Source organism: Thermococcus sp. (assembly GCF_027052235.1).
Taxonomy (GTDB): domain Archaea; phylum Methanobacteriota_B; class Thermococci; order Thermococcales; family Thermococcaceae; genus Thermococcus.
Genome location: NZ_JALUFF010000019.1, coordinates 33,670 through 51,691, shown reverse-complemented (window position 1 = coordinate 51,691; position 18,022 = coordinate 33,670). Strand labels below are relative to the sequence as shown.

Annotated in this window: 22 protein-coding genes and 1 pseudogene; 9 read left to right on the top strand and 14 right to left on the bottom strand. The window is 52.5% G+C overall.

From position 1 onward, the window contains the following. The 9 genes and pseudogenes from MVC73_RS02090 to MVC73_RS02050 form a co-directional block, all read right to left on the bottom strand. Positions 1-184: pseudogene (locus MVC73_RS02090) on the bottom strand (Lar family restriction alleviation protein); the annotation flags it as partial. A 123-nt stretch (positions 185-307) separates the two neighbouring features. Next, the gene (gene sepF / locus MVC73_RS02085; RefSeq protein WP_297506408.1) at positions 308-709 is read right to left on the bottom strand and encodes a cell division protein SepF; all 402 of its coding nucleotides are present in this window, start codon (positions 707-709) and stop codon (positions 308-310) included. Between the two features lie 49 nt (positions 710-758). Beyond that, positions 759-1,040 (bottom strand): hypothetical protein, encoded by a 282-nt coding sequence (locus tag MVC73_RS02080; protein WP_297506406.1) that lies wholly within the window; start codon positions 1,038-1,040, stop codon positions 759-761. 27 nt (positions 1,041-1,067) lie between these two features. After that, positions 1,068-1,883: an exosome complex protein Rrp42 gene (gene rrp42, locus MVC73_RS02075; protein ID WP_297506404.1), complete on the bottom strand. Its 816-nt coding sequence runs from the start codon at positions 1,881-1,883 to the stop codon at positions 1,068-1,070. After that, positions 1,876-2,625, bottom strand: coding sequence for an exosome complex exonuclease Rrp41 (rrp41, locus tag MVC73_RS02070; RefSeq protein ID WP_297506402.1), 750 nt, complete (start codon positions 2,623-2,625; stop codon positions 1,876-1,878). The genes rrp42 and rrp41 overlap by 8 nt, the downstream gene beginning before the upstream one ends. Further along, a complete protein-coding gene (gene rrp4, locus MVC73_RS02065) occupies positions 2,609-3,385 on the bottom strand; it encodes an exosome complex RNA-binding protein Rrp4 (protein ID WP_297506400.1) in 777 nt (258 codons plus the stop codon). Before rrp4 ends, rrp41 begins: the two co-directional genes overlap by 17 nt. Beyond that, positions 3,382-4,092, bottom strand: coding sequence for a ribosome assembly factor SBDS (locus tag MVC73_RS02060; protein ID WP_297506398.1), 711 nt, complete (start codon positions 4,090-4,092; stop codon positions 3,382-3,384). The genes rrp4 and MVC73_RS02060 overlap by 4 nt, the downstream gene beginning before the upstream one ends. Before the next feature lie 11 nt (positions 4,093-4,103). After that, complete coding sequence (gene psmA / locus MVC73_RS02055) at positions 4,104-4,886, bottom strand: archaeal proteasome endopeptidase complex subunit alpha (protein WP_297506396.1); 783 nt, start codon at positions 4,884-4,886, stop codon at positions 4,104-4,106. Positions 4,887-4,949: 63 nt separating this feature from the next. After that, entirely contained in the window at positions 4,950-5,168 is a 219-nt protein-coding gene (locus MVC73_RS02050; protein WP_297506394.1) for a hypothetical protein, read from the bottom strand. 52 nt (positions 5,169-5,220) lie between these two features. Between MVC73_RS02050 and MVC73_RS02045 the strand changes: the two genes are divergently transcribed. The 5 genes from MVC73_RS02045 to MVC73_RS02025 all read left to right on the top strand — a co-directional run bounded on the left by MVC73_RS02045 (position 5,221) and on the right by MVC73_RS02025 (position 11,968). Next, on the top strand, positions 5,221-5,682 hold the full coding sequence (locus tag MVC73_RS02045) for an HIT family protein (protein WP_297506392.1): 462 nt from the start codon (positions 5,221-5,223) through the stop codon (positions 5,680-5,682). A 171-nt stretch (positions 5,683-5,853) separates the two neighbouring features. Continuing rightward, the gene (locus MVC73_RS02040) at positions 5,854-9,717 is read left to right on the top strand and encodes a lamin tail domain-containing protein (RefSeq protein ID WP_297506390.1); all 3,864 of its coding nucleotides are present in this window, start codon (positions 5,854-5,856) and stop codon (positions 9,715-9,717) included. A 4-nt stretch (positions 9,718-9,721) separates the two neighbouring features. Then, positions 9,722-10,414 carry a CGP-CTERM sorting domain-containing protein gene (locus MVC73_RS02035; RefSeq protein WP_297506388.1) on the top strand — a complete coding sequence of 231 codons (693 nt, stop codon included), beginning with the start codon at positions 9,722-9,724 and terminating at the stop codon, positions 10,412-10,414. A gap of 82 nt (positions 10,415-10,496) precedes the next feature. Continuing rightward, complete coding sequence (locus MVC73_RS02030) at positions 10,497-11,147, top strand: CGP-CTERM sorting domain-containing protein (protein ID WP_297506386.1); 651 nt, start codon at positions 10,497-10,499, stop codon at positions 11,145-11,147. 83 nt (positions 11,148-11,230) lie between these two features. Continuing rightward, positions 11,231-11,968, top strand: coding sequence for a hypothetical protein (locus MVC73_RS02025; RefSeq protein WP_297506384.1), 738 nt, complete (start codon positions 11,231-11,233; stop codon positions 11,966-11,968). A 5-nt stretch (positions 11,969-11,973) separates the two neighbouring features. Here the strand turns inward: MVC73_RS02025 and MVC73_RS02020 are convergent, their stop codons facing one another. Together MVC73_RS02020 and MVC73_RS02015 are read right to left on the bottom strand one after the other, a co-directional pair. Beyond that, positions 11,974-12,300, bottom strand: coding sequence for a nucleotide pyrophosphohydrolase (locus MVC73_RS02020; protein ID WP_297506382.1), 327 nt, complete (start codon positions 12,298-12,300; stop codon positions 11,974-11,976). 9 nt (positions 12,301-12,309) lie between these two features. After that, entirely contained in the window at positions 12,310-12,597 is a 288-nt protein-coding gene (locus MVC73_RS02015) for a hypothetical protein (protein WP_297506380.1), read from the bottom strand. An 85-nt stretch (positions 12,598-12,682) separates the two neighbouring features. Here MVC73_RS02015 and MVC73_RS02010 point away from each other — a divergent pair, with 85 nt between their 5' ends. Beyond that, positions 12,683-12,952 carry a hypothetical protein gene (locus MVC73_RS02010; protein ID WP_297506436.1) on the top strand — a complete coding sequence of 90 codons (270 nt, stop codon included), beginning with the start codon at positions 12,683-12,685 and terminating at the stop codon, positions 12,950-12,952. Positions 12,953-13,094: 142 nt separating this feature from the next. Then, positions 13,095-15,002 (top strand): indolepyruvate ferredoxin oxidoreductase subunit alpha, encoded by a 1,908-nt coding sequence (gene iorA / locus MVC73_RS02005; RefSeq protein WP_297506378.1) that lies wholly within the window; start codon positions 13,095-13,097, stop codon positions 15,000-15,002. A gap of 4 nt (positions 15,003-15,006) precedes the next feature. Here iorA and MVC73_RS02000 read toward each other — a convergent pair whose 3' ends face one another. Next, complete coding sequence (locus tag MVC73_RS02000) at positions 15,007-15,690, bottom strand: DUF4152 family protein (protein ID WP_297506375.1); 684 nt, start codon at positions 15,688-15,690, stop codon at positions 15,007-15,009. A 58-nt stretch (positions 15,691-15,748) separates the two neighbouring features. Between MVC73_RS02000 and MVC73_RS01995 the strand changes: the two genes are divergently transcribed. Beyond that, positions 15,749-16,135: a hypothetical protein gene (locus MVC73_RS01995; RefSeq protein ID WP_297506373.1), complete on the top strand. Its 387-nt coding sequence runs from the start codon at positions 15,749-15,751 to the stop codon at positions 16,133-16,135. 6 nt (positions 16,136-16,141) lie between these two features. Here MVC73_RS01995 and MVC73_RS01990 read toward each other — a convergent pair whose 3' ends face one another. Continuing rightward, positions 16,142-16,459 (bottom strand): hypothetical protein, encoded by a 318-nt coding sequence (locus MVC73_RS01990; RefSeq protein ID WP_297506372.1) that lies wholly within the window; start codon positions 16,457-16,459, stop codon positions 16,142-16,144. A 47-nt stretch (positions 16,460-16,506) separates the two neighbouring features. Here MVC73_RS01990 and MVC73_RS01985 point away from each other — a divergent pair, with 47 nt between their 5' ends. Continuing rightward, complete coding sequence (locus MVC73_RS01985) at positions 16,507-17,544, top strand: AI-2E family transporter (RefSeq protein WP_297506370.1); 1,038 nt, start codon at positions 16,507-16,509, stop codon at positions 17,542-17,544. Here MVC73_RS01985 and MVC73_RS01980 read toward each other — a convergent pair. Next, the gene (locus tag MVC73_RS01980; protein ID WP_297506368.1) at positions 17,480-18,016 is read right to left on the bottom strand and encodes a nicotinamidase; all 537 of its coding nucleotides are present in this window, start codon (positions 18,014-18,016) and stop codon (positions 17,480-17,482) included. The two genes, MVC73_RS01985 and MVC73_RS01980, sit on opposite strands and share 65 nt — an antisense overlap. Positions 18,017-18,022 lie beyond the last annotated feature (6 nt).

Sequence of the window (18,022 nt, the reverse complement as noted above, 5' to 3'; positions counted from 1 at the left end):
CCCTCACCGTGTAGAGCTTCGGCGGTCTGTCTTCGAGTATCATGACGTCGGCGTTGCGGTAGCCACACCTCTCGCAGTATATCGTGCTCTCCATGACCTTGCCGAAGTAGGGAATCTCGTGGATGTATTGCATGGCTTTGAGCGTTCCCTTCCCACCGCATATGGGGCAGTCCCCAAGGCTTATTACCTGAATCTCGCCGAGCTCGGGTTTAACATCAACCTTCTCCTTCTTCTCGCCCTCCACCATTTCACGACCACCGGGAGGAAGAACCCAAAAGGATTTATAAAGGCATGGTTAAGAAAAAAGTCACTTGGCTATCCTTATGTCGCTCGGAAGGAGTATGAGCTTTATCTCGTTCCTGCAAACCTTCGCGGCCTGCCCGTCGAGGGCGTTTACCATGCCCTTTATCTGCTCCGCTATCTTTTCGAGGACGTCGGGCCTCTTCTCAAGGGGCGTCAAGTCCACAAGGACTATGTTGCCCTCTTGGAGCTCAGCGGAAATCCTCTCAAGGTCGGAGTAGCTCGTCACGGTTATCTTCTTCAGGTAGCGGAACTGGGGCTTAACGAGCTCCTTGGCGAGAACGTCTTCCTCAATAGGGACGACCTCTATGTCGCTCCTTGGTGGAACCTCCTCCTTCTTCTTTAGCGAAGCCGGAATCTTTCTCCTGGGCCTCTCTTCCTTCCTTTTAAGGCTGTCAAACAATCCCATGACCGTCCCCCCGTAACACCTAAGGCTGTCTAATTTTAATTACCAACCTTTATAGCTCTTTCTCAAACTCTTCGGGCCTTTCCTCCTTCAGGCAGAAGAGCCCGTAGAAGGAGAGCGCAAAGGTCGCAACGGACAGCAGGATAACAGCTGTTATCGAGAGCTTTGGCCCCTTCTCGCTCCAGAGGTAGAGGGCCCACACGAGCAGAGCTAAACCCCATAGCCCCGTTGTGAGGAGGAGCTCCTTCTGGGACTCCTCCCTGAGGAGAAGGTAAACCGTTCTCACAAAGAAACCCGCGAATATAACCGAGGCTATGATTGTTATGATGTCCATTTCAACCACCGGAAAATAGAAAGGGGTTCAGGCCTTGACGGCCTCAAGGACTATCTTCCTTATCTCCTCCGCCTTCTTGAAGGCGGTGTCGACGGCGTACATTACCTCCTCAAGCTTGAAGGCACCGCCTTCGCCCTTCTGGACCGCGGAGATGTGGCCGTTCTCGTCGGTGGTTATGGTTATCCTGCCGTCCATGACGCGCTCCTCGTCCAGGTTCGGGTCAACGACGATGTTGTTGCCTATCTTGGCGAAGGTAACCGGTATCGGAACCCTTCTCACAGGGAGGGGCTCGTACTCGTCGAGCACCGTTACCTCGCCGGTCTCCTCGTTGTACTCAATCTTGGGCATCTTCGTGCTCATCAGGGCCGCTATGGCACCTATACCGCTGGCGTCGAGGAGGTTCCCGTCGTGGTCCAGGACGTGGACGTCTATGAATATCACCCTGACGAGCTTGCCCGGAACTATCGCAAGCTTTTCCAGCTCAACAGCCTGGCTTTCCCTTATGCCCCTGTCAACAACCCTCGCAAGCTCGATGGCGTTCTCGTCAGGCGGGCCGGGCTCAAAGGTCGGCGAGGCCAGCGGGACAAGCTCGACGTTGGTCGTCATGACGCCCTTCTCAGGCAGGTCCGGGAAGGGTTCGCCGAGGTCGACCTTTATGCCCACGAGAACCTGAGTGTTTCCAAGCTTGACCCATGCAGAGCCCTCGGCCTTCTCGATGACGTTGACCTTAATTTCCAGGTCGCGGTAGTCCTCGAAGGAGCGACCGTCTATCCTCTTGCCCTCGCGGAGAAGGCCGAGAATGTGATCGCGCATTATGCTTGCCATAACCTCAACATCACTCATTTCCCTCAACCTCCCTCGCTATCTTGAGGTACTTCTCCTTGAGAGCTTCTCTCTGCTTCTGGTAGATGGCCTTGGCGCCCTTTATTGCGAGCTTTACGGCCTCGATGAACTCCTCTCTGGTGAGGTAGCCGTCCATCTGGAGGAGAGTTATGTCGTTCTTGAGGGGCATTATGGCAACGGGAACGTCTGCCTCGCCATAGTTGTCCTCGTCCTTGTTCAGGTCGAGCACTATCTCCCCGTCTATCTTTCCAGCTGCACATGCAGCTACAAGGTCTTTCATGGGTATGCCCGCATCTGCAAGGGCCAATGAGGCGGCGGTTATCCCGGCAACTCTCGTTCCGGCGTCAGCCTGAAGAACCTCTATGAAGACGTCCACGGCTGTCCTCGGAAACATGTGGAGCAGTAAGGCCGGCTCAAGTGCACCCCTGATGACCTTGCTTATCTCGACGCTCCTCCTGTCCGGACCGGGCTTCTTTCTCTCCTCGACGCTAAACGGGGCCATGTTGTACCTTACCCTGAGTATTGCCCTGTCCGGCCTCTGGAGGTGCTTGGGGTGTATCTCCCTCGGGCCGTAGACGGCAGCTAAAATCTTGTTCTTGCCCCACTCGACGTAGGCCGAGCCGTCCGCGTTCTTGAGTATGCCAACTTCCATTTTAATTGGCCTGAGCTCGTACTTCTTCCTACCGTCAAGCCTCTTACCGTTCTCATCGATGAGCTTTAATCCCTCAGGCCTGCCCATCATTTTTGTCACCTTCCTCCTTTTCCTCGATAGAGGGTACCTCCTCTATAACGCCCTGCTCCTTCAGTTCCCTGAGCCTTGAGAGCAGGAACTCCTTCACCCTGTCGGTGAGCCCCTGGGTGTGGCTCTCGCGGTCAACCTTCAGAATTGCCTCTATCGCGAGCTTCTCAAGCTCGTCGTTCTTTCCGCTGACCCAGACCCAGCCGTTCTGGCCGACTATTATCCTCGTGTTCGTCAGCTTCTTGATTAGGTTTATCATAGAACCGCCCTTGCCGATGAGCCTCGGCACCTTGGAGGGGGTAATGGTTACAAGCTGGCCTCCCCTGAGGGGTCCGCCCTTGAAGGGCATCCCCTTCGTTGTCAGGTCGATCTGATTTATCTCGTTGAAGGCCTTGACCTTGGCGTAGATTATGTCCCCAATGTCGAATATCTTCCTCAGGTCAGTCTTGAGCAGGTCTATCCTCTCCTCCACAGCGTCCTGAACTCGGAGGTTGGCCTGGTATGGCGCGCCTATGTCAACGACCCAGTTCGAGAACCTGACGTCCACTATCTTGCCGAGCACGTTGTCTCCAACTTCGGGTATGTAGGGTCCCTCAAGCGGTATGACCCTTATCATGTCTCCCCTGATCTCCACGAGCCCTATCACCGTCGAGTATATCCTGTTGCCTTCCCTGAAGGTCCCTCTTCCGTTCTTAAAGGGCCCCTGGGCAAGCAGTGTCCCAGGGACTACCAATTCCCTTGGCTTAACAAAAATCCTCCTCATAGTCCCTTCCTCTCTATAAGTTTGGTTACCGCGGTGCCCTTCGTCAGGGCGTTGAGCTTCTCATAAAACTCCTCCTCAACTCCTCCCGGAATCTCAATGAGGAACATCCAAGAGCCGTCGCTGGCCCACTCCTCGCGCTTTATGCTCCCGAACTTCCGAACCTCGCCGTAGGCTCTGCCAACGTAGTCAGCGGGTATCTTTACCGCTATCACCTTCATCTCAAGCTTTATCGGGAGGAGGGGTCTTATCGCCTTTATCACCTGAGGAACCTGCGCTTCTGCATCCTTGAAGAGGTCAACGTGGACTCCCGCTTCCTCCATCGCTCTGAGGATTCTCTCCACCGGATGTGGGTAACCTGTTCTGGGATCGACGGCGTGCCTGTGGATTATCGTCGCTATGTAGCGCCTCTTCTCCTCAAGCATCTGCCTTCTCTGCTCGGCTGTGAGCTGAACTTCGCCCTTTCGAAGGATTATCTTTGCCACCTCGTAGGGGTCGCTCGTTCCAAAAATCTTCTCCATCTCGTGCTCGCTGGCCTTGTCGCCCTTGTGGGCATCCTTGAAAACGTAAGGAGTGGCCAGGATTTCCTCTATCGGAACGTCCTTGCCCTCCTTGAAGTCCCTAGCCAGATATGGGTCAACGAGTATCTCAAAGGTCTCGCCGTGCGTCTTCAGACGGGCGATGACGGCCTTATCAACGCTTATCGGCATCGCCCGTCACCTCAGTAGTTCTGGTCGAGCTCGGAGTAGTCCTCCTCCCTCTCCTCGACTTCCTCTTCCTTGACTTCCTCAAGGACTTCGCTGAGGTACTTCTCAAGCTTCTCCGCCGGGAGCTTCTTCCAGCGCTTCTCCTCGGTGGTTATATAGGCGACCTCTATTGCCTCGGCGCTGGGCTCCTCAAGGGTTTTCGCGAGAGCAAGTATGGCGAGCTTTATGGCCCCCTCCATGTCTATCTCATCGCTGTAGTGCTCCTCAAAGATGGCCATGGCAACGTTCCTTCCACTGCCTATCGCTACCGCCTTCCACTCGAAGTAGGCACCGCTCGGGTCCGTCTCGTAGAGCTCCGGCTTCTCGTTAACCCCGGCCATTAGGAGGGCCGCTCCAAAGGGCCTCACACCGCCGTACTGGGTGTGGGCCTGCTTGAGGTCGCAAATCTTCTTCACCAGAACGGTGAGCGGGACGGGTTCGCCGTAGGTGAGACGGTAGATTTGAGCCTCCAGCCTAGCCCTGTCCACGAGAACCCTCGCGTCAGCTATTATACCACTCGGCGCTGCCGCTATGTGGTCGTCTATGAGGAATATCTTCTCGTAACTCCTCGGCTCGATGAGCTTGCTCGTTATCCTCTTCTCAACTGCCAGAACAACACCATCCTTCCACTTGACGCCTACGGCGGTGGCTCCCCTTTTAACGGCCTCCCTTGCGTAGTTGACCTGGAAGAGCCTTCCGTCGGGGCTGAAGACCGTAATAGCCCTGTCGTAACCTGCCTGCGGTGGTACAAACGCCATTTCACATCACCCCTACTTTCACTACTCCTTTCCGATTGTTCTCCGGTGATATATTAAGCTTTTCTATTTTCCCCTGAGGGCAACAACGGCCATCTTTCTGGCTGTCCGCCTTGCCATGTCAAGGGGTATGAAGGACAGCAGGAAGACTATAAGCCCGGCAACGACCGAGGTTTCATTCCCTATTGGCCTGAATATCAGCAGGACAAAGCCCGTCAGGAGTAAGAGCGAGCCGAGTCCAAAGAGCCTCCTGTATGTTCTCTCCATCTCCTTCAGCTCGTCCATTAAATCACCAAGCCTTTTTAACCCCAATGGGATTTAAGCCTTTGGTGGTTCTATGGGGTGCCCTTTCTGCTCGCCCGAACCGGAAAGCGTTGTGTACGAAGGGAGGCTCATCAGGATTCTAATCGACTCGTATCCAGCCAGCAAAGGCCATCTCCTCGTCGTCCCAAAGAGGCACGTCGAAAGGTGGGAAGAACTAACGGAAGAGGAGAAGCTGGCGCTTATCAGGGGCATGGAGCTGGCAATGGAAGCCCTGAGGGAAGTCCTGAAGGCGGAGGCCTTCAACGTCGGCATGAACCTCGGAAGGGAAGCAGGCCAAACGGTTCCCCATCTACATCTCCACGTTATTCCAAGGTGGAAGGGGGACAGCAAAAATCCCCGCGGAGGCGTTAGGAAGGCCGTTCTCGACCTGGAGGACGAGAACCTGAACATGAAGGAGCGCTGGATTAGGAACAGGCTGAGTCCGGGAGAAGTTTCACTGCTGAGGAAGTTTTTAACCGAAATTAGGTCGGCTTAACATTCTTCCGTAAGATTTTTATTTTGAATTCAGAACTTTTTATGAAACAACTCCTAGTGGTGATAAACGTGAGGAAAGCAGTTGGAGTGCTTCTCATAGCGCTGGTGGTTTTAAGCGGGATAGGAAATCCACAGGTGAAGGCGCTTTCAAAAACCCGAACTGGGGGGGGGCGTGATTAACCCCTTCTTCGAGGAGTACCTGAAATCCCTCCAGAACGCAACCCCGGACGAGAGGAAGGCGATGCTCTCCCTCATCGAAACCCTCCTAAACGGAACTCTAAACGGCGACGTTGTGGTTTCGGATTACATGAGAATCAAAAACGTCCGCTGGAACGGGACTGACTTGATATTCCAGATATGGTGGTACAACGGAACCGAGCCAGCTTTAATCAAAACATACCTCTGGGAAAATCCGTATTCTGCCCTCAACGCGGTCAAAAAGGCTGAATCAGGCACTTATTCAGTTCAATCCCTTGAGAACCACTTCGTAATAACTCCCCTCTCGGTAAGCCCCGGCGTCAGGATAGTGGGCGTTGACTACCTGACGAACGATGGAAGCGGGGAGTACGTTTACATTGAAAACCCCTCGCTGACAACCGTTAGCCTAAACGGATGGTACCTCCTAGATGGCTACGCGTACAACAATCAGAAGTGCTGGGCAAACAACCTCCCGCGCGATGATTGCCACGACTCTTTTGGCAGAGACCACGTGGTTAAGCTTTCCTTAAGTATCGCGCCGAACTCCGTTGGAAAGGTTCAGCTTGCAACTTCCCCAGAAAACGCTATACTCAACAACGACGGGGATACCGTTTATCTGGTTGATAAATCGGGCAACCTCGTCTCGATTTACAGATACACAGCGTCACCAAACATAACCATAGAGGACGTTTCCGTGTATCCCGTGAGCCCTGTGGTTGGGGATTTTCTAAGAGTTAAGATTAAGCTGGACAACAGGGGCGTTGTCAGCGGTGCCGGAACCGTTCAGGTCTACGTTGACGGAAACCTTGTTGTAACTAACAAAAACGTGACGGTGTGGGGTTACAGTATAAGGGGCTACTGGGTAAGGACTGGATGGAGGGCAACGACCGGCACTCACTCTCTCGTCGTCAAGTTCATCCCGAACTACAAAGGAAGAACCCAAACTTCGGCAAAGACATTTAAGGTTCTGGAGGTTCACCCGCATCTGAAGGACGTTGAATACGGAAAACCCGTCGAAAATCATCCTCTCAAGTTCAACATTACGGCCGAGAACCCCACGGGAAGCAAAGTCAACGTTAGGTTAACGCTTCTCGTTGATGGGGCGAAGACGGACGAGTTCACGAAAGGCTTCCTGTACGGGCACAGTGAGTACGGCTTTTACCTCCTCTGGAAGCGTCCCGAGGCTGGCTATCACACGGTCACGATAATCATGCAGTCCAGCGACGGGTCAACGAGCAGGTGGGAGAAGCGCATCTACGTAAAACCCAACTCTCCACCATCAATAGTTGACCTTGAGCTTCCAGAATTGCTCTATGCAAACGAGAAGGGCAATGGAAGCGTTACTGTGGTTGATGGCGATGGAGATAGGGTCAAGGTCTGGGTGAGGGTTATCGGTCGCTACAGCTTCTGGCTAAAAGGCTTGGTTTCCGGAAAAACCAGAGAGTTTCCGCTGGCACCGATTTACAACCGCACGAACTGCAGGGAGGAAGTCACCGTTGAGGCGACGCCAATCGATGAATATGGACTTAAGGGCAAATCCGTAACCAGAACGATAACAGTGATTACCGACAGCGATAAAGACGGGTGGTGCAACGCCTTGGAGCTTGAGTACGGCACTAATCCGAGGAACAACGACACGGACGGTGATGGGGTTATTGACTCAAAGGACGTTGACCCGCTGAGGGATGCCGTTGTTGAGTTGTATATCTTCAGAGCAAGGGCACTTGACCCAGCCGAAAACTACAACTTAGGCTGGGATGTTGACTTCCGCGTTGAGGCCACTTTTAAGGCGGGTTCAATCATCCAGACCTTAAAAGAAGACCTCCCCGACAACACCCAAGACGTCGAGAAGATGACAATGCTGGGAAAAGACATCTTCGAGAACATCCAGAGAGAAGCAGTGGCCGTTCTGAGGTTCAACCCGCCCGATGACGTTGAGACTATTGAGGTAGATCTTAAACTTGTGGACAGAGACTTGGCTTCGGGGGATGACGTTATGGACATTTCCCCCAAACCGGGAAACAATGAAGCTGGAAAGGTTGCTAAGCTCTTCTTTAGCCTTAGAAACGGCACGTGGTGGGGTGACGATTACATAAACGACCATAAGCTTTACTTCGGCTATGGCCACCTGAGCGGTGCCGACGACTCCACGGAGGACTACACGAACGGAGGGGAACACGATGCCGAACCTTTTTCCAAGTACTACGATGAGCTTGAAGCCCTTGGCTACGATTTAAGCGTTGTAAACATCACCGACGTGAAGGGCTGGGATGGAATAGAGGAGCTAGAACTTAAAGATTACCAGAGCGGAACTCTCTACCGGTACACAAACCCGGAAGAGGCCGTGCTCTTCACCCTCGCACTACCCAACGGAACTCAGAAGAAAGTACTCATCATCAACAAGCGGAACGCGAAAGTGAGGACAATGAAGCTGAACGATGAAGTGAGTGCAACCTCCACGGAAGGGGTAGGTAAAGGCACCAACGTAAGTAACCTCACGACCAATGCGACGGCCAAAATTAGAAAGAACACCAAGTACGAGGCAACACTCATTTTCAGGAGGGGAGGAGATAGCGCCAAGACCCTCAGCACCGAATCAGTTTCGAGTTCAGAAACCTCTACTGAGACAAGCGCGCTGACCTTTGACGCCGTTGCAACGTCGGAGGACATCGACGAGGACGATGCAGAAATATGGTTCCTCATAAAGCTGAACGACGCAGACGGCGATGGGATACCATTCCACAGAGAGCTGGAGCTTAACAAAGAGCTTGGAACTAACAGATTCTCGCCGAGAATAAACGACGCTTACGGCGACTACGACGGCGACAGCGTTCCGAATGCGGTGGAGCTGTTCATAGGAAAGAATCCAGTAAAGCCAGATGTTCTCGGAATAAAGCTTTCGGTCGCAGTTGGCTGGAACGCCGATGAAGATTACCTTAAAAAACTCATCAAAGGTTTTCAGAGGGCAAGCCAGGTGATCTACGATTACACTGACGGCTACGCGATGATAACGGAGATTAGCATAAAGAACAACGTACAGGAGGGAAGCGAGGAATGGAGGGAGTCAATGGTGAGAATTAGACCTACAAAGAACGACACCTTACTCACACACCACGGTTTCTGGTACTGGAAGTGGGTGAAGAATATGACCAATAAGGAGAATGGATATATCGAACTCTTTAGAGAGTTCGGGAATGAAACTCCAGATGAATACTATAGGGGAATAGCCCACGAACTCGGCCACTTCGTGTTCGGCATAGGGGATGAGTACAGTGCACCGTTTTCATGGGATCACGATAAGAACGGAACACTTGAAGGCTTCTGCTATTGGGATTTGGCTTCGGTTCTTCAGAATGAGTACCATGTTTCAGGCTTCGACTGGCTCCATACGGTTATGGGCAGGAAATGGAAAGGAGAAGAATTAAGTACGAAGGGGCACCCCACACTGAAGAGCGACTATGACTGGTTCTACAACGAACTGGTTGAGTACGACAAAAAACTGAGAGGAAAATTTGGTTATGGACTTGTGAAAGCAATAAATGACCACAATCCAACCAAGAACATAACCACCCTATATCAAATTATGCCGTCTCACTGGCAAGATGCGTACACTATAGATAGCATCTCCACAAACAGGACATCAGCGTGGGAAGTCGTGTTTGCACTGCTTGCAAGGGGCCATACTTTGTCTTATAATGGGATATACCACCAAGATGCAGGGCTTTATCTTGACTTGGACTTTGATGGAACACCCGATCAGGAGCTCCCCAAGGGGTACATACCTAAAGTCGGCCCCTACACTGGCGTTGGCTACTACCTAAGGGTCAACTGGGGGTGATGCTATGGGGATTCGCTTTTCAATTTTTGTTTTTGCCCTACTGTTCTCAGTCCCATTAGTTAAGGGTGTAAGCGTGTGGGAAGGTTTAATTGATAAACCCATTTACTACGTCAACATTGAAGGATACAGTCTTACTGGATCTCCCCCGTGGAATCCCCTTAACGATTCCTCTATAACCTGGATTAACATAGGTTACGAGTACAATGAAACACACACATTCAACAAATACTACGAAGGAGGAAAATGGAAAGAAGGATACTTTTCCAAACACGGAAACCCAAAGCCCTTCAATCTCTCAGAGTGGAACCTCTCAAAGGTCCTCAAGGAGTACCAGTGGGGCGTTGAAAACTACCTGCCTAACATCAGCGGGGAACACTGGGAAAAGGGGTACTGGAACAGCACAATAACCAGATGGGAAGTCACACTCTCAGCAAGCAAGTTTAAGGTTGTCCTTTATGGTGGGCATTGTGGCGAGTGCGAGCAGTACATCATCTTTGAATGCTGGAGAGAAGGAAACAACACAACCTGTAAATGGGAAAAGCCTGCGTTTAAGGCTTATTCTAACGTACCACCCATCGGGAAGGAGACGACTGAAAACACAAGGAAAGAAGAAAACAAAATCTGCGGGCCTGGGTTGCTAATTGGATTGGTGTTACTCCCTGCTCTGTTGGAGCGGAGAACAAATGGAAAGAGGTGATACCTAACTCCCAGCAGACAACATACCAAAACCGGCCCGTACACTGGAGTTGGTTATTACCTTAGAGTGGAGGTGAGTTAAGGTGAGAAGGCTCTATGCTTTGGCTTTGCTCTTTCTTTTTCTCCCCCCGCTCGTTTCGGCCGGAAAAGTCAATCTCTTCAACTACCTGCCGGCTAATGAAACGGTGAAGCTGGTGACCTTCGAGTGCCACTCAAACTGCACGCCAGAAAAGTGGTTCCTGGTTGATAACCTGACCGTCATTAAACCCTACAACGAGAGTCACGACCTCAAGATTATAATAACTGGAAACAAGAGCAGAAGAGAACTCATTCCGACAAAAAACTCACCCCCTTTCACGATCAGTAACATTAACTGGAGCAATTTGGAGAACGTCACAAAAAACACGACAGCACACGATCCATATGGAGCGAAATGGAAGGGAAGCTTTGAGGAAATGAACGGAAAAATCTGGAGTGAAGGGATTAACCTTCAGTTCCACTGTAGCGACTGCGAGGTACACGGTTGTTTGCTGATTTTGGATATTAATTGCAGTGCTAACGCAACGAACTGTAAAGTGATGTCACAAGTGCCCCCAGACTGCGGAATGGACATGAGGTACACCAAAACAAATGCCCAGAAACCAGAAGACAAAAGAACCTGCGGGCCAGCTTTGTTAGTTGGCCTAGCGTTAATCTCTGCGCTGTTGGAGAGGAGGATAAATGGAAAGAGGTAATACCTATCCACCAGACAACATACCTAAAGTCGGCCCTTACACGGGGGTAGGCTATTACTTAACCGTACGGTGGGGGTGAATGAATGAAGCGTTTCCTTCCCTTGCTTTTTGTCTTTTTGATGCTCCTCCAGCCGGTTAGTGCGCTCAATGCTCTCGAAAAGCTCGACCAAAACCAAACATACCTCTGCATCTGCATTAGAGGTGACGCGACCCTAAGAAATTGGACTCCACCGTGGAATCCCTTCAACGACTCTTCCATCCAAAAAGTCTACGTTATAATGCCTTACAACGAGACACACGTTTGGACAATCTCGTACTCTCCAAGCGGAGCAAAGACCGAAAAACCAGACCAGTACTACTCAAACACTCCCCGGATACCCTTCAACATAACAGACTGGAACCTCTCAAAGGTTCTCAAAGAATACCAGTGGGGCGTTGTGAATTACCTGCCTAACATCAGCGGGAAATTCTCAGCTGGAGAATGGGAGAAAGGACACTGGAACAGCACAATAGAAAAATGGAACATGATAATCACGTCAAACCACTTGAAGATTACACTACACACCTTCACCTGCGGGGGTTCAGGAGAATGCGACGAATACATCACCTTCGAATGCTGGAGAGAAAGGAAAAATATAACCTGTAAATGGGGAAAGCCCGTGTTTAAGGCTTATCCAAACGTACCCCCAATAGGAACACCGCCCAAAAGCAGCCCATCCAGAGAAAAAGCAGTTTGTGGTCTAGGGATAATCGCTGGACTGGCCGTTCTACCAGTACTCACCCTCCTGAAAAGCAGAAGGAATGCACTAAAAGACGATTAGTAGATTCACTTCTCGACCATCTTAGTGGGGTACTTCCTCTCGTTCTTCTCAATTTTTCTCGCAACGGCCTCGCCAAGGTCTATGCCGAGCTCATGTGCAAGGAGGGTCAGGTAGATTATAACGTCGGCTATCTTATCGGCCACTGCCTCCTTCTTTTCCGGATCTTCCATCGCCTTCAGTATCTCCTCGTTACTCGCCCACTGGAAGTGCTGAAGGAGCTCGCCGAGCTCAACCACCGCCGATATTGCAAGGTTCTTTGGAGTATGGTACTTCTTCCAGCCCCTTGCGTCTCTAAAGGTCACCAGCTTTTTCTCAAGCTCCCTGAAGTCCATACGATCACCTCAGTAAAGGTGAGCGTTCGACCGTTCAAGCAGTTCAAGGAGTTTCAAAAGCCTCTCGACATCCTTCTCCGGGTAGTGCTCCTCGATTTCGCTCTCCGGGTCAAGCTTCGAGAGTTCTTCCCTGAGCTTTTTCAGGTCGTTAAGGTCTTCCTCTATCTCAAGGGCCCTCTGGGCGAACTCGTAGCTGGTATAAGGGCTCTCAAAAATCCTCTGCTGGTTCGCGACGAGGGCCACCTCAAGGTGGGCTATGGCCTTATCCAGTTCCCCCATCAGCTTTCCGACCTTCATAATAACAGCTCCCGGGCGGGGTATTTAAGGGGCTCGGCCCGAAAAGCTTTTACGTCTCAAAGAGAGAAATTTTACGGTGGTGGAAATGGACTTTGATCTCTTTATGGAGCGGTATGGATATGATATGCTCCTACTACTCTTTGGTCTGATCATGATTGGGATGTTCCTTGAGTTTTTCTCGTCTTTTTCTGTGTTCTTCATGATAATTGGACCCTTGGGAGTATTGGCAATAGTTTTTCTGGCCATTGTGTACGCCCTTGACAAAAGTGAAAGAATACGAAAGATTGAGAAAATACAAAAGATGGAGTCAAAAACTCGGGCTAAATACTCTCATAATAGCAGGCTAGATATGTGAATTGATTCCTATCGTTGGAAAGATGCTTTAGTTCGACACTTTTTAATTTATAACATGACATAACCGAAAATTTTAGATTTCTAGCGGGACTTTTCTGAGGTCAGAGTTTTAACTTCCTTCGTCAATCCCATACGGTGGTGTTATGGAGGCCGTTAAAGCTCACCCTTCTGATTCGGTGGAGGTAAAAGCTGAGAGGCGCGAAAAAAAGCTTCTCATGGGCAACGAGGCCATAGCCTACGGGGCGCTTGAAAGCGGCGTTGTCTTCGCGACTGGCTACCCCGGAACGCCGTCAACAGAAGTTATTGAGACCATAGCAAGGCTTAAACCCGAGGTTTTTGCCGAGTGGGCACCGAACGAGAAAGTGGCCTTGGAGGAAGCGGCGGGAGTTGCCTACACCGGGTTGAGGGCTCTAGTAACGATGAAGTGCGTCGGCTTAAACGTCGCCGCCGACCCGCTCATGAGTTTGGCCTACTCTGGCGTTGAGGGCGGTCTTGTAATTCTCGTTGCCGACGACCCCGGACCGCACACCAGCCAGACGGAGCAGGACGATCGGTATTACGGTAAAATTTCTCTCCTGCCAGTTCTTGAACCTGCCGACCCGCAGGAGGCCCACGACCTCATAAAGTACGCCTACGAGCTAAGCGAGAGGTACAAGGTTCCGGTAATCTTCCGCACGACAACGAGGGTTAACCACACGACCGCAGATGTTGAGGTCGGCGAGTTCGTCGAGCTCGACAGAAAGCCCGTCTTCAAGAAGGACATAGAGCGCTATGTAAGGGCGAGCATGGAGGGCAACAGGAAGAGGCACAAGTGGCTCAACGAGACGCTGGCGAAGATAGAGGAGGAGTTCAACTCAATGCCCTTCAACTGGGTCGAGGGGAGCGGAAAAATCGGAATAATCGTCGAGGGAGCGCCCTACAACTACGTTAGAGAGATTCTGCCAAAGATAAACGCGGACTTCAAGGTTCTCAAGCTATCAACGCCCCATCCGCTCCCGAGGAAGCTGGTTACTGACTTCCTGAAGACGATTGAGTACGCGATAGTAATCGAGGACGGCGCGCCTTTCCTTGAGGAAGAGGTCAAGATAGCCGCCTACGAGGCCGGCCTAAACGTCCCGATATACGGCAAGAGGACCGGGCATTTGCCCCTTGAGGGCGAGCTCACCCCGAGTCTCGTAAGGAACGCGCTCTTAAGGCTCATCGGCGAGGAAGGAGAGACCTACGAGAAGCCCGAGGAGGTAAAGTTTGCCGAAAGCTTGGCTCCAAAGAGGCCTCCTGTGATGTGCCCAGGCTGTCCCCATCGCGGTTCCTACAGGGCCGCCTTGGATGCGCTCCGCGACCTGAAGCTCGGCCGTTACAAGGTCCCCATACACGGAGACATAGGTTGCTACGCGTTATCGCTCCTCCCACCGCTTGAAGCCATCTGGACGGAGTTCGTCATGGGCGCGAGCATAAGTTTAGCGAACGGGCAGAGCGTCGTCATGGACAAGAAGATAATAGCGACGATAGGCGACTCCACATTCTTCCACAACGGGATCCAGCCTTTAATCGATGCCGTCTACAAGAACCTGAACGTTCTAGTGATGATACTCGACAACAGGACAACGGCAATGACCGGCCACCAGCCCCACCCGGGAACGGGCGGAAGCGAAACCGGCAGGAAGTTCAACGAGATAGACATAGAGGCTCTCGTTAAAGCTCTCGGCGTGAAGTACGTCAAGACAGTTGACCCCTACGACCTCAAGCAGACGAGAGACGCTATAAAGGAGGCAATGCAGGTTGAGGGGCCTGCTGTGATTATAGCGAGGCGCGAGTGCGTAATCCCGGTGATAAGGCGCGGTGAAATAGGGGAGATACCGCTCGTCATTGAGGAGAAGTGCACCGGCTGTAAGGCGTGCATACTCCTAACCGGCTGTCCAGCGCTCGTTTACGACCCGGAGAAGAGGAAAGTTAGGATAGACAGCCTGCTCTGTACGGGCTGTGGCGTCTGCAACCAGACGTGCCCCTTCGACGCCATAAAGTTCCCGAGCGAGCTGGAGAAGGGGGCTTAGCCCCTTATTCTTCCCATACTTCCAGCACCATGTACCTCCTCACGAGGGGATTAGGGTAAAGCTCCCAGCATATTCCGTCCGTTTCAGCTTTTATTTCCCCGAAGAGACCGCCTTCTCTGGGATCGAGGCTTTCACCGTAGATTTTTCCCGGCCTTATCTCGACCTTCATATAGCGGGGAAGGCCCACCATAACTTTCCCGTTCTCCCTCGCGTAGTCGATCGCCCACTTCGCCGTGTATATCCCGGAGTATATCTCCGCTATCCTCACCGGGACGCTCCACTTCCCTATGGCGACTATCTCTATCCCCGTCTCCTCCCAGAACCTCTTGGCGAGGGGTTGGAGTTCCTTGGCAAGGTCCTTCCAGACCTCCTTTCCCCGGTCGGTTATCGTGAGTGCATCTATCGTCGGCTCGTCGAGCTTCCTGAGCTCTATTCCGCCTATTGTCGAGTCGAGGTGAACAACATCCGGCTTAACTTCCCTCGCGAGCTCGACTGCCAAGAGAGCTTCGTCCCTTATCGCCTGCCTTCCGCTCATGTCGTAGTTGAATGGATCCGCGTACCTCACCCTGCTCAGCGTTGCGGTTCTGTAGGGCTTTTCCACCAGCACCGCAGCCGTTGCTATCAGCCCGATCGGCTCATAGTTCTCATCCAGAAGGGCACCGCCCGTGTCGGCCGACACTATCCTCATGGAAACCACCGTTAACGGGTAATTACCCAAATATCACCACGCCCAACTTATGCAGGTGATGTCCGTGTATAGGGAAGCCCCGGTTTATGAAGCTTTGGGGAGCTACCTCGACAGCGTGTCCTCCTCGGTGTACCTCGGGACGGCCAGGGGAAGGGCTTATCTGGAAGGCGAGGAGATAACCTCCGGAACCCCCTGTTTCTCGCTCTTCTTCAACGGCACCTCAATCGAGGTGAGCGTAAACGGAAAGGGGAGGCTAATCTTCGTCCGGGGAAGGCCATCGCTGAAATACCACCGCCTCAGCAGTGTCCTTGAGATGTTCTTCAAAACAAAGAGGGGAAAGCTGAGGCTTGTTTTGAAAACCGGCCCCGGATTGGCGAGAACCATAAGGAAAGCCGTTGAGGAGTGCACGGAAACGGGGAACGAGCTGATCGGGGTCAGTCCCTGAGGCTCCTCACCGCTCGGAACTCGGCAAACTCATCATGCCCCTGAGCCTTTCGAGCTCTTCCCTTAAAGCCCTTGCCTCTTTCTCACCGCCCCTCACTCCTGAGAACCTTCTCAAGGCCTCCTCAAGTCTCGGATACTTCCCCAGGAAGCCTATCAGCCTCTCCGCTGGAACGAGCATTCCCGTGTCCGCGTAAACCCTCAAACTGGCGAGGGTTATGAGGGCCTCAAGATATGCATCAAAGGCCTCCTCATATTTCCTCTCTTCCGTCAGCCTGTCGCCCCTCTCAATGTAGAGCTCAAACCTCTCCTTCAGCTCGGCCTCCATGCTCCCACCGGGAGCTTTTTATACGTTGGCCAAATAAACTTTCTGAGATGAGAACTGAGGAACTCGTCTGGGCCTCGACAGTTTTCCTCGTGCTCTACCTCTCTTGGAGGGTAGTCCAGCCTCTAGTTACGGCCATATTCTTCGGCTTTGTGCTGGCCTACGTCTTCTACCCCCTTCAGGAACGCTTGGAGGAGAAGCTTGGAAAGAGGGAATCCGCCTTAGCGATAAGTCTCCTCATGATAGCAGTGGGCGGTGCCCTCGCCCTCAAGCTCATTCTGATTTCCGTTCAGGTTCTCACTTCCCTCTACACCAACGTCGTCAACATCTTCGACTGGATCGCAACCCTGCCCCTCCCTCCCGACGTCCTGAACTTCGTGCAGAACTTCAGGGAACAGCTCATTCCCCGCATCGCGGACTACATCTCCAAGGGAGCCTTTTCCCTTCCCTGGTACCTTCTCCAGCTCTTAGTCTTCTTCTTCACATTCTACTACTCCCTCGTCTACGGAGATGAGATATCGGCCCAGATAAAGGCCCTCCTGCCGGAGAGCAAGAGGGAACTCGGGGAGGAGATACTGTCGAGCGTTGACAGGACTCTCTCGGCGCTCCTCAGGGCGTGGTTGCTCCTCAACATCGCCAAGGGCTTCCTCATGACACTGGGCTTCATAATCTTCAGCGTTTCTGACCTCTACACGGCCTTTCTTGCCGGACTTCTGACCTTCGCCTTCTCCTTCGTGCCCCTATTCGAGGGCTGGATGATATGGCTCGCAGCCGCGATATACTTCTGGGTCAACGGAATGTACGGCCACGCAATAGGAATAGCCATCTACGGCTTCGTCCTCGTTTCCCCCCTTCCTGACTACACGATAAGGCCCATGATGGTTGCTAAGGACGCGGAACTCGACGAGACCCTAGTCTTCATCGGGATGATAGGTGGGACGTGGGCAATGGGTCTGAAGGGCCTCATAATAGGGCCGATAGTCCTCAACCTCCTCCTCGTCCTCCTGAAGGAGTGGAAAAAAGTCACAGAATTCTCACTCCGGCCCTCTTCATCTCCTCAAGGGCCCTCTCCTCGTCCTCCGGTTTGATGCCCTTCACCGCATCGCGAAGGAGGTAGACCTCAAAGCCGTGCTTTACGGCATCTAAGGCTGTGGCCTTCACGCAGTACTCGGTGGCAACCCCGCAGATGTAGACCCTCTTCACACCGTTCTTCTTCAGTATTTCTGCGAGGTTCGTCCCTTCGAAGCCCGAGTAAGCCTCCCTATCCGGCTCGGTTGCCTTGGAGATTATCACGGCATCCCTCGGCAGTTCGACGACGAACTCCGCCCCGGGAGTGTTCTGGACGCAGTGCCTCGGCCACGGCCCCCCGCGCTCCTTGAAGCTCATGTGGTTAGGGGGATGCCAGTCCCTCGTCGCGACTATCAACGCTCCCCTCCTCCGGAACTCGCGGATGTACTCGTTGCATCTGGGGATTATCCTGTCTCCCTCGGGAACTGGAAGTGCCCCTCCCGGCATGAAATCCCTCTGCATGTCAACAACTATGAGTGCCTCCTCGGGCATGGTACC

Bases quoted from the DNA above. Each gene is read 5' to 3' on its own strand.
- MVC73_RS02060 (WP_297506398.1), bottom strand. From the start codon at position 4,092: ATGCCGATAAGCGTTGATAAGGCCGTCATCGCCCGTCTGAAGACGCAC.
- MVC73_RS02010 (WP_297506436.1), top strand. From the start codon at position 12,683: ATGGACTTTGATCTCTTTATGGAGCGGTATGGATATGATATGCTCCTA.
- rrp4 (WP_297506400.1), bottom strand. From the start codon at position 3,385: ATGAGGAGGATTTTTGTTAAGCCAAGGGAATTGGTAGTCCCTGGGACA.
- MVC73_RS02000 (WP_297506375.1), bottom strand. From the start codon at position 15,690: ATGAGGATAGTGTCGGCCGACACGGGCGGTGCCCTTCTGGATGAGAAC.
- MVC73_RS02045 (WP_297506392.1), top strand. From the start codon at position 5,221: ATGGGGTGCCCTTTCTGCTCGCCCGAACCGGAAAGCGTTGTGTACGAA.
- sepF (WP_297506408.1), bottom strand. From the start codon at position 709: ATGGGATTGTTTGACAGCCTTAAAAGGAAGGAAGAGAGGCCCAGGAGA.
- MVC73_RS02035 (WP_297506388.1), top strand. From the start codon at position 9,722: ATGGGGATTCGCTTTTCAATTTTTGTTTTTGCCCTACTGTTCTCAGTC.
- rrp42 (WP_297506404.1), bottom strand. From the start codon at position 1,883: ATGAGTGATGTTGAGGTTATGGCAAGCATAATGCGCGATCACATTCTC.
- MVC73_RS01980 (WP_297506368.1), bottom strand. From the start codon at position 18,016: ATGCCCGAGGAGGCACTCATAGTTGTTGACATGCAGAGGGATTTCATG.
- psmA (WP_297506396.1), bottom strand. From the start codon at position 4,886: ATGGCGTTTGTACCACCGCAGGCAGGTTACGACAGGGCTATTACGGTC.
- MVC73_RS02050 (WP_297506394.1), bottom strand. From the start codon at position 5,168: ATGGACGAGCTGAAGGAGATGGAGAGAACATACAGGAGGCTCTTTGGA.
- iorA (WP_297506378.1), top strand. From the start codon at position 13,095: ATGGAGGCCGTTAAAGCTCACCCTTCTGATTCGGTGGAGGTAAAAGCT.
- MVC73_RS02080 (WP_297506406.1), bottom strand. From the start codon at position 1,040: ATGGACATCATAACAATCATAGCCTCGGTTATATTCGCGGGTTTCTTT.
- MVC73_RS02020 (WP_297506382.1), bottom strand. From the start codon at position 12,300: ATGGACTTCAGGGAGCTTGAGAAAAAGCTGGTGACCTTTAGAGACGCA.
- rrp41 (WP_297506402.1), bottom strand. From the start codon at position 2,625: ATGATGGGCAGGCCTGAGGGATTAAAGCTCATCGATGAGAACGGTAAG.
- MVC73_RS01985 (WP_297506370.1), top strand. From the start codon at position 16,507: ATGAGAACTGAGGAACTCGTCTGGGCCTCGACAGTTTTCCTCGTGCTC.
- MVC73_RS01995 (WP_297506373.1), top strand. From the start codon at position 15,749: ATGTCCGTGTATAGGGAAGCCCCGGTTTATGAAGCTTTGGGGAGCTAC.
- MVC73_RS02025 (WP_297506384.1), top strand. From the start codon at position 11,231: ATGAAGCGTTTCCTTCCCTTGCTTTTTGTCTTTTTGATGCTCCTCCAG.
- MVC73_RS01990 (WP_297506372.1), bottom strand. From the start codon at position 16,459: ATGGAGGCCGAGCTGAAGGAGAGGTTTGAGCTCTACATTGAGAGGGGC.
- MVC73_RS02015 (WP_297506380.1), bottom strand. From the start codon at position 12,597: ATGAAGGTCGGAAAGCTGATGGGGGAACTGGATAAGGCCATAGCCCAC.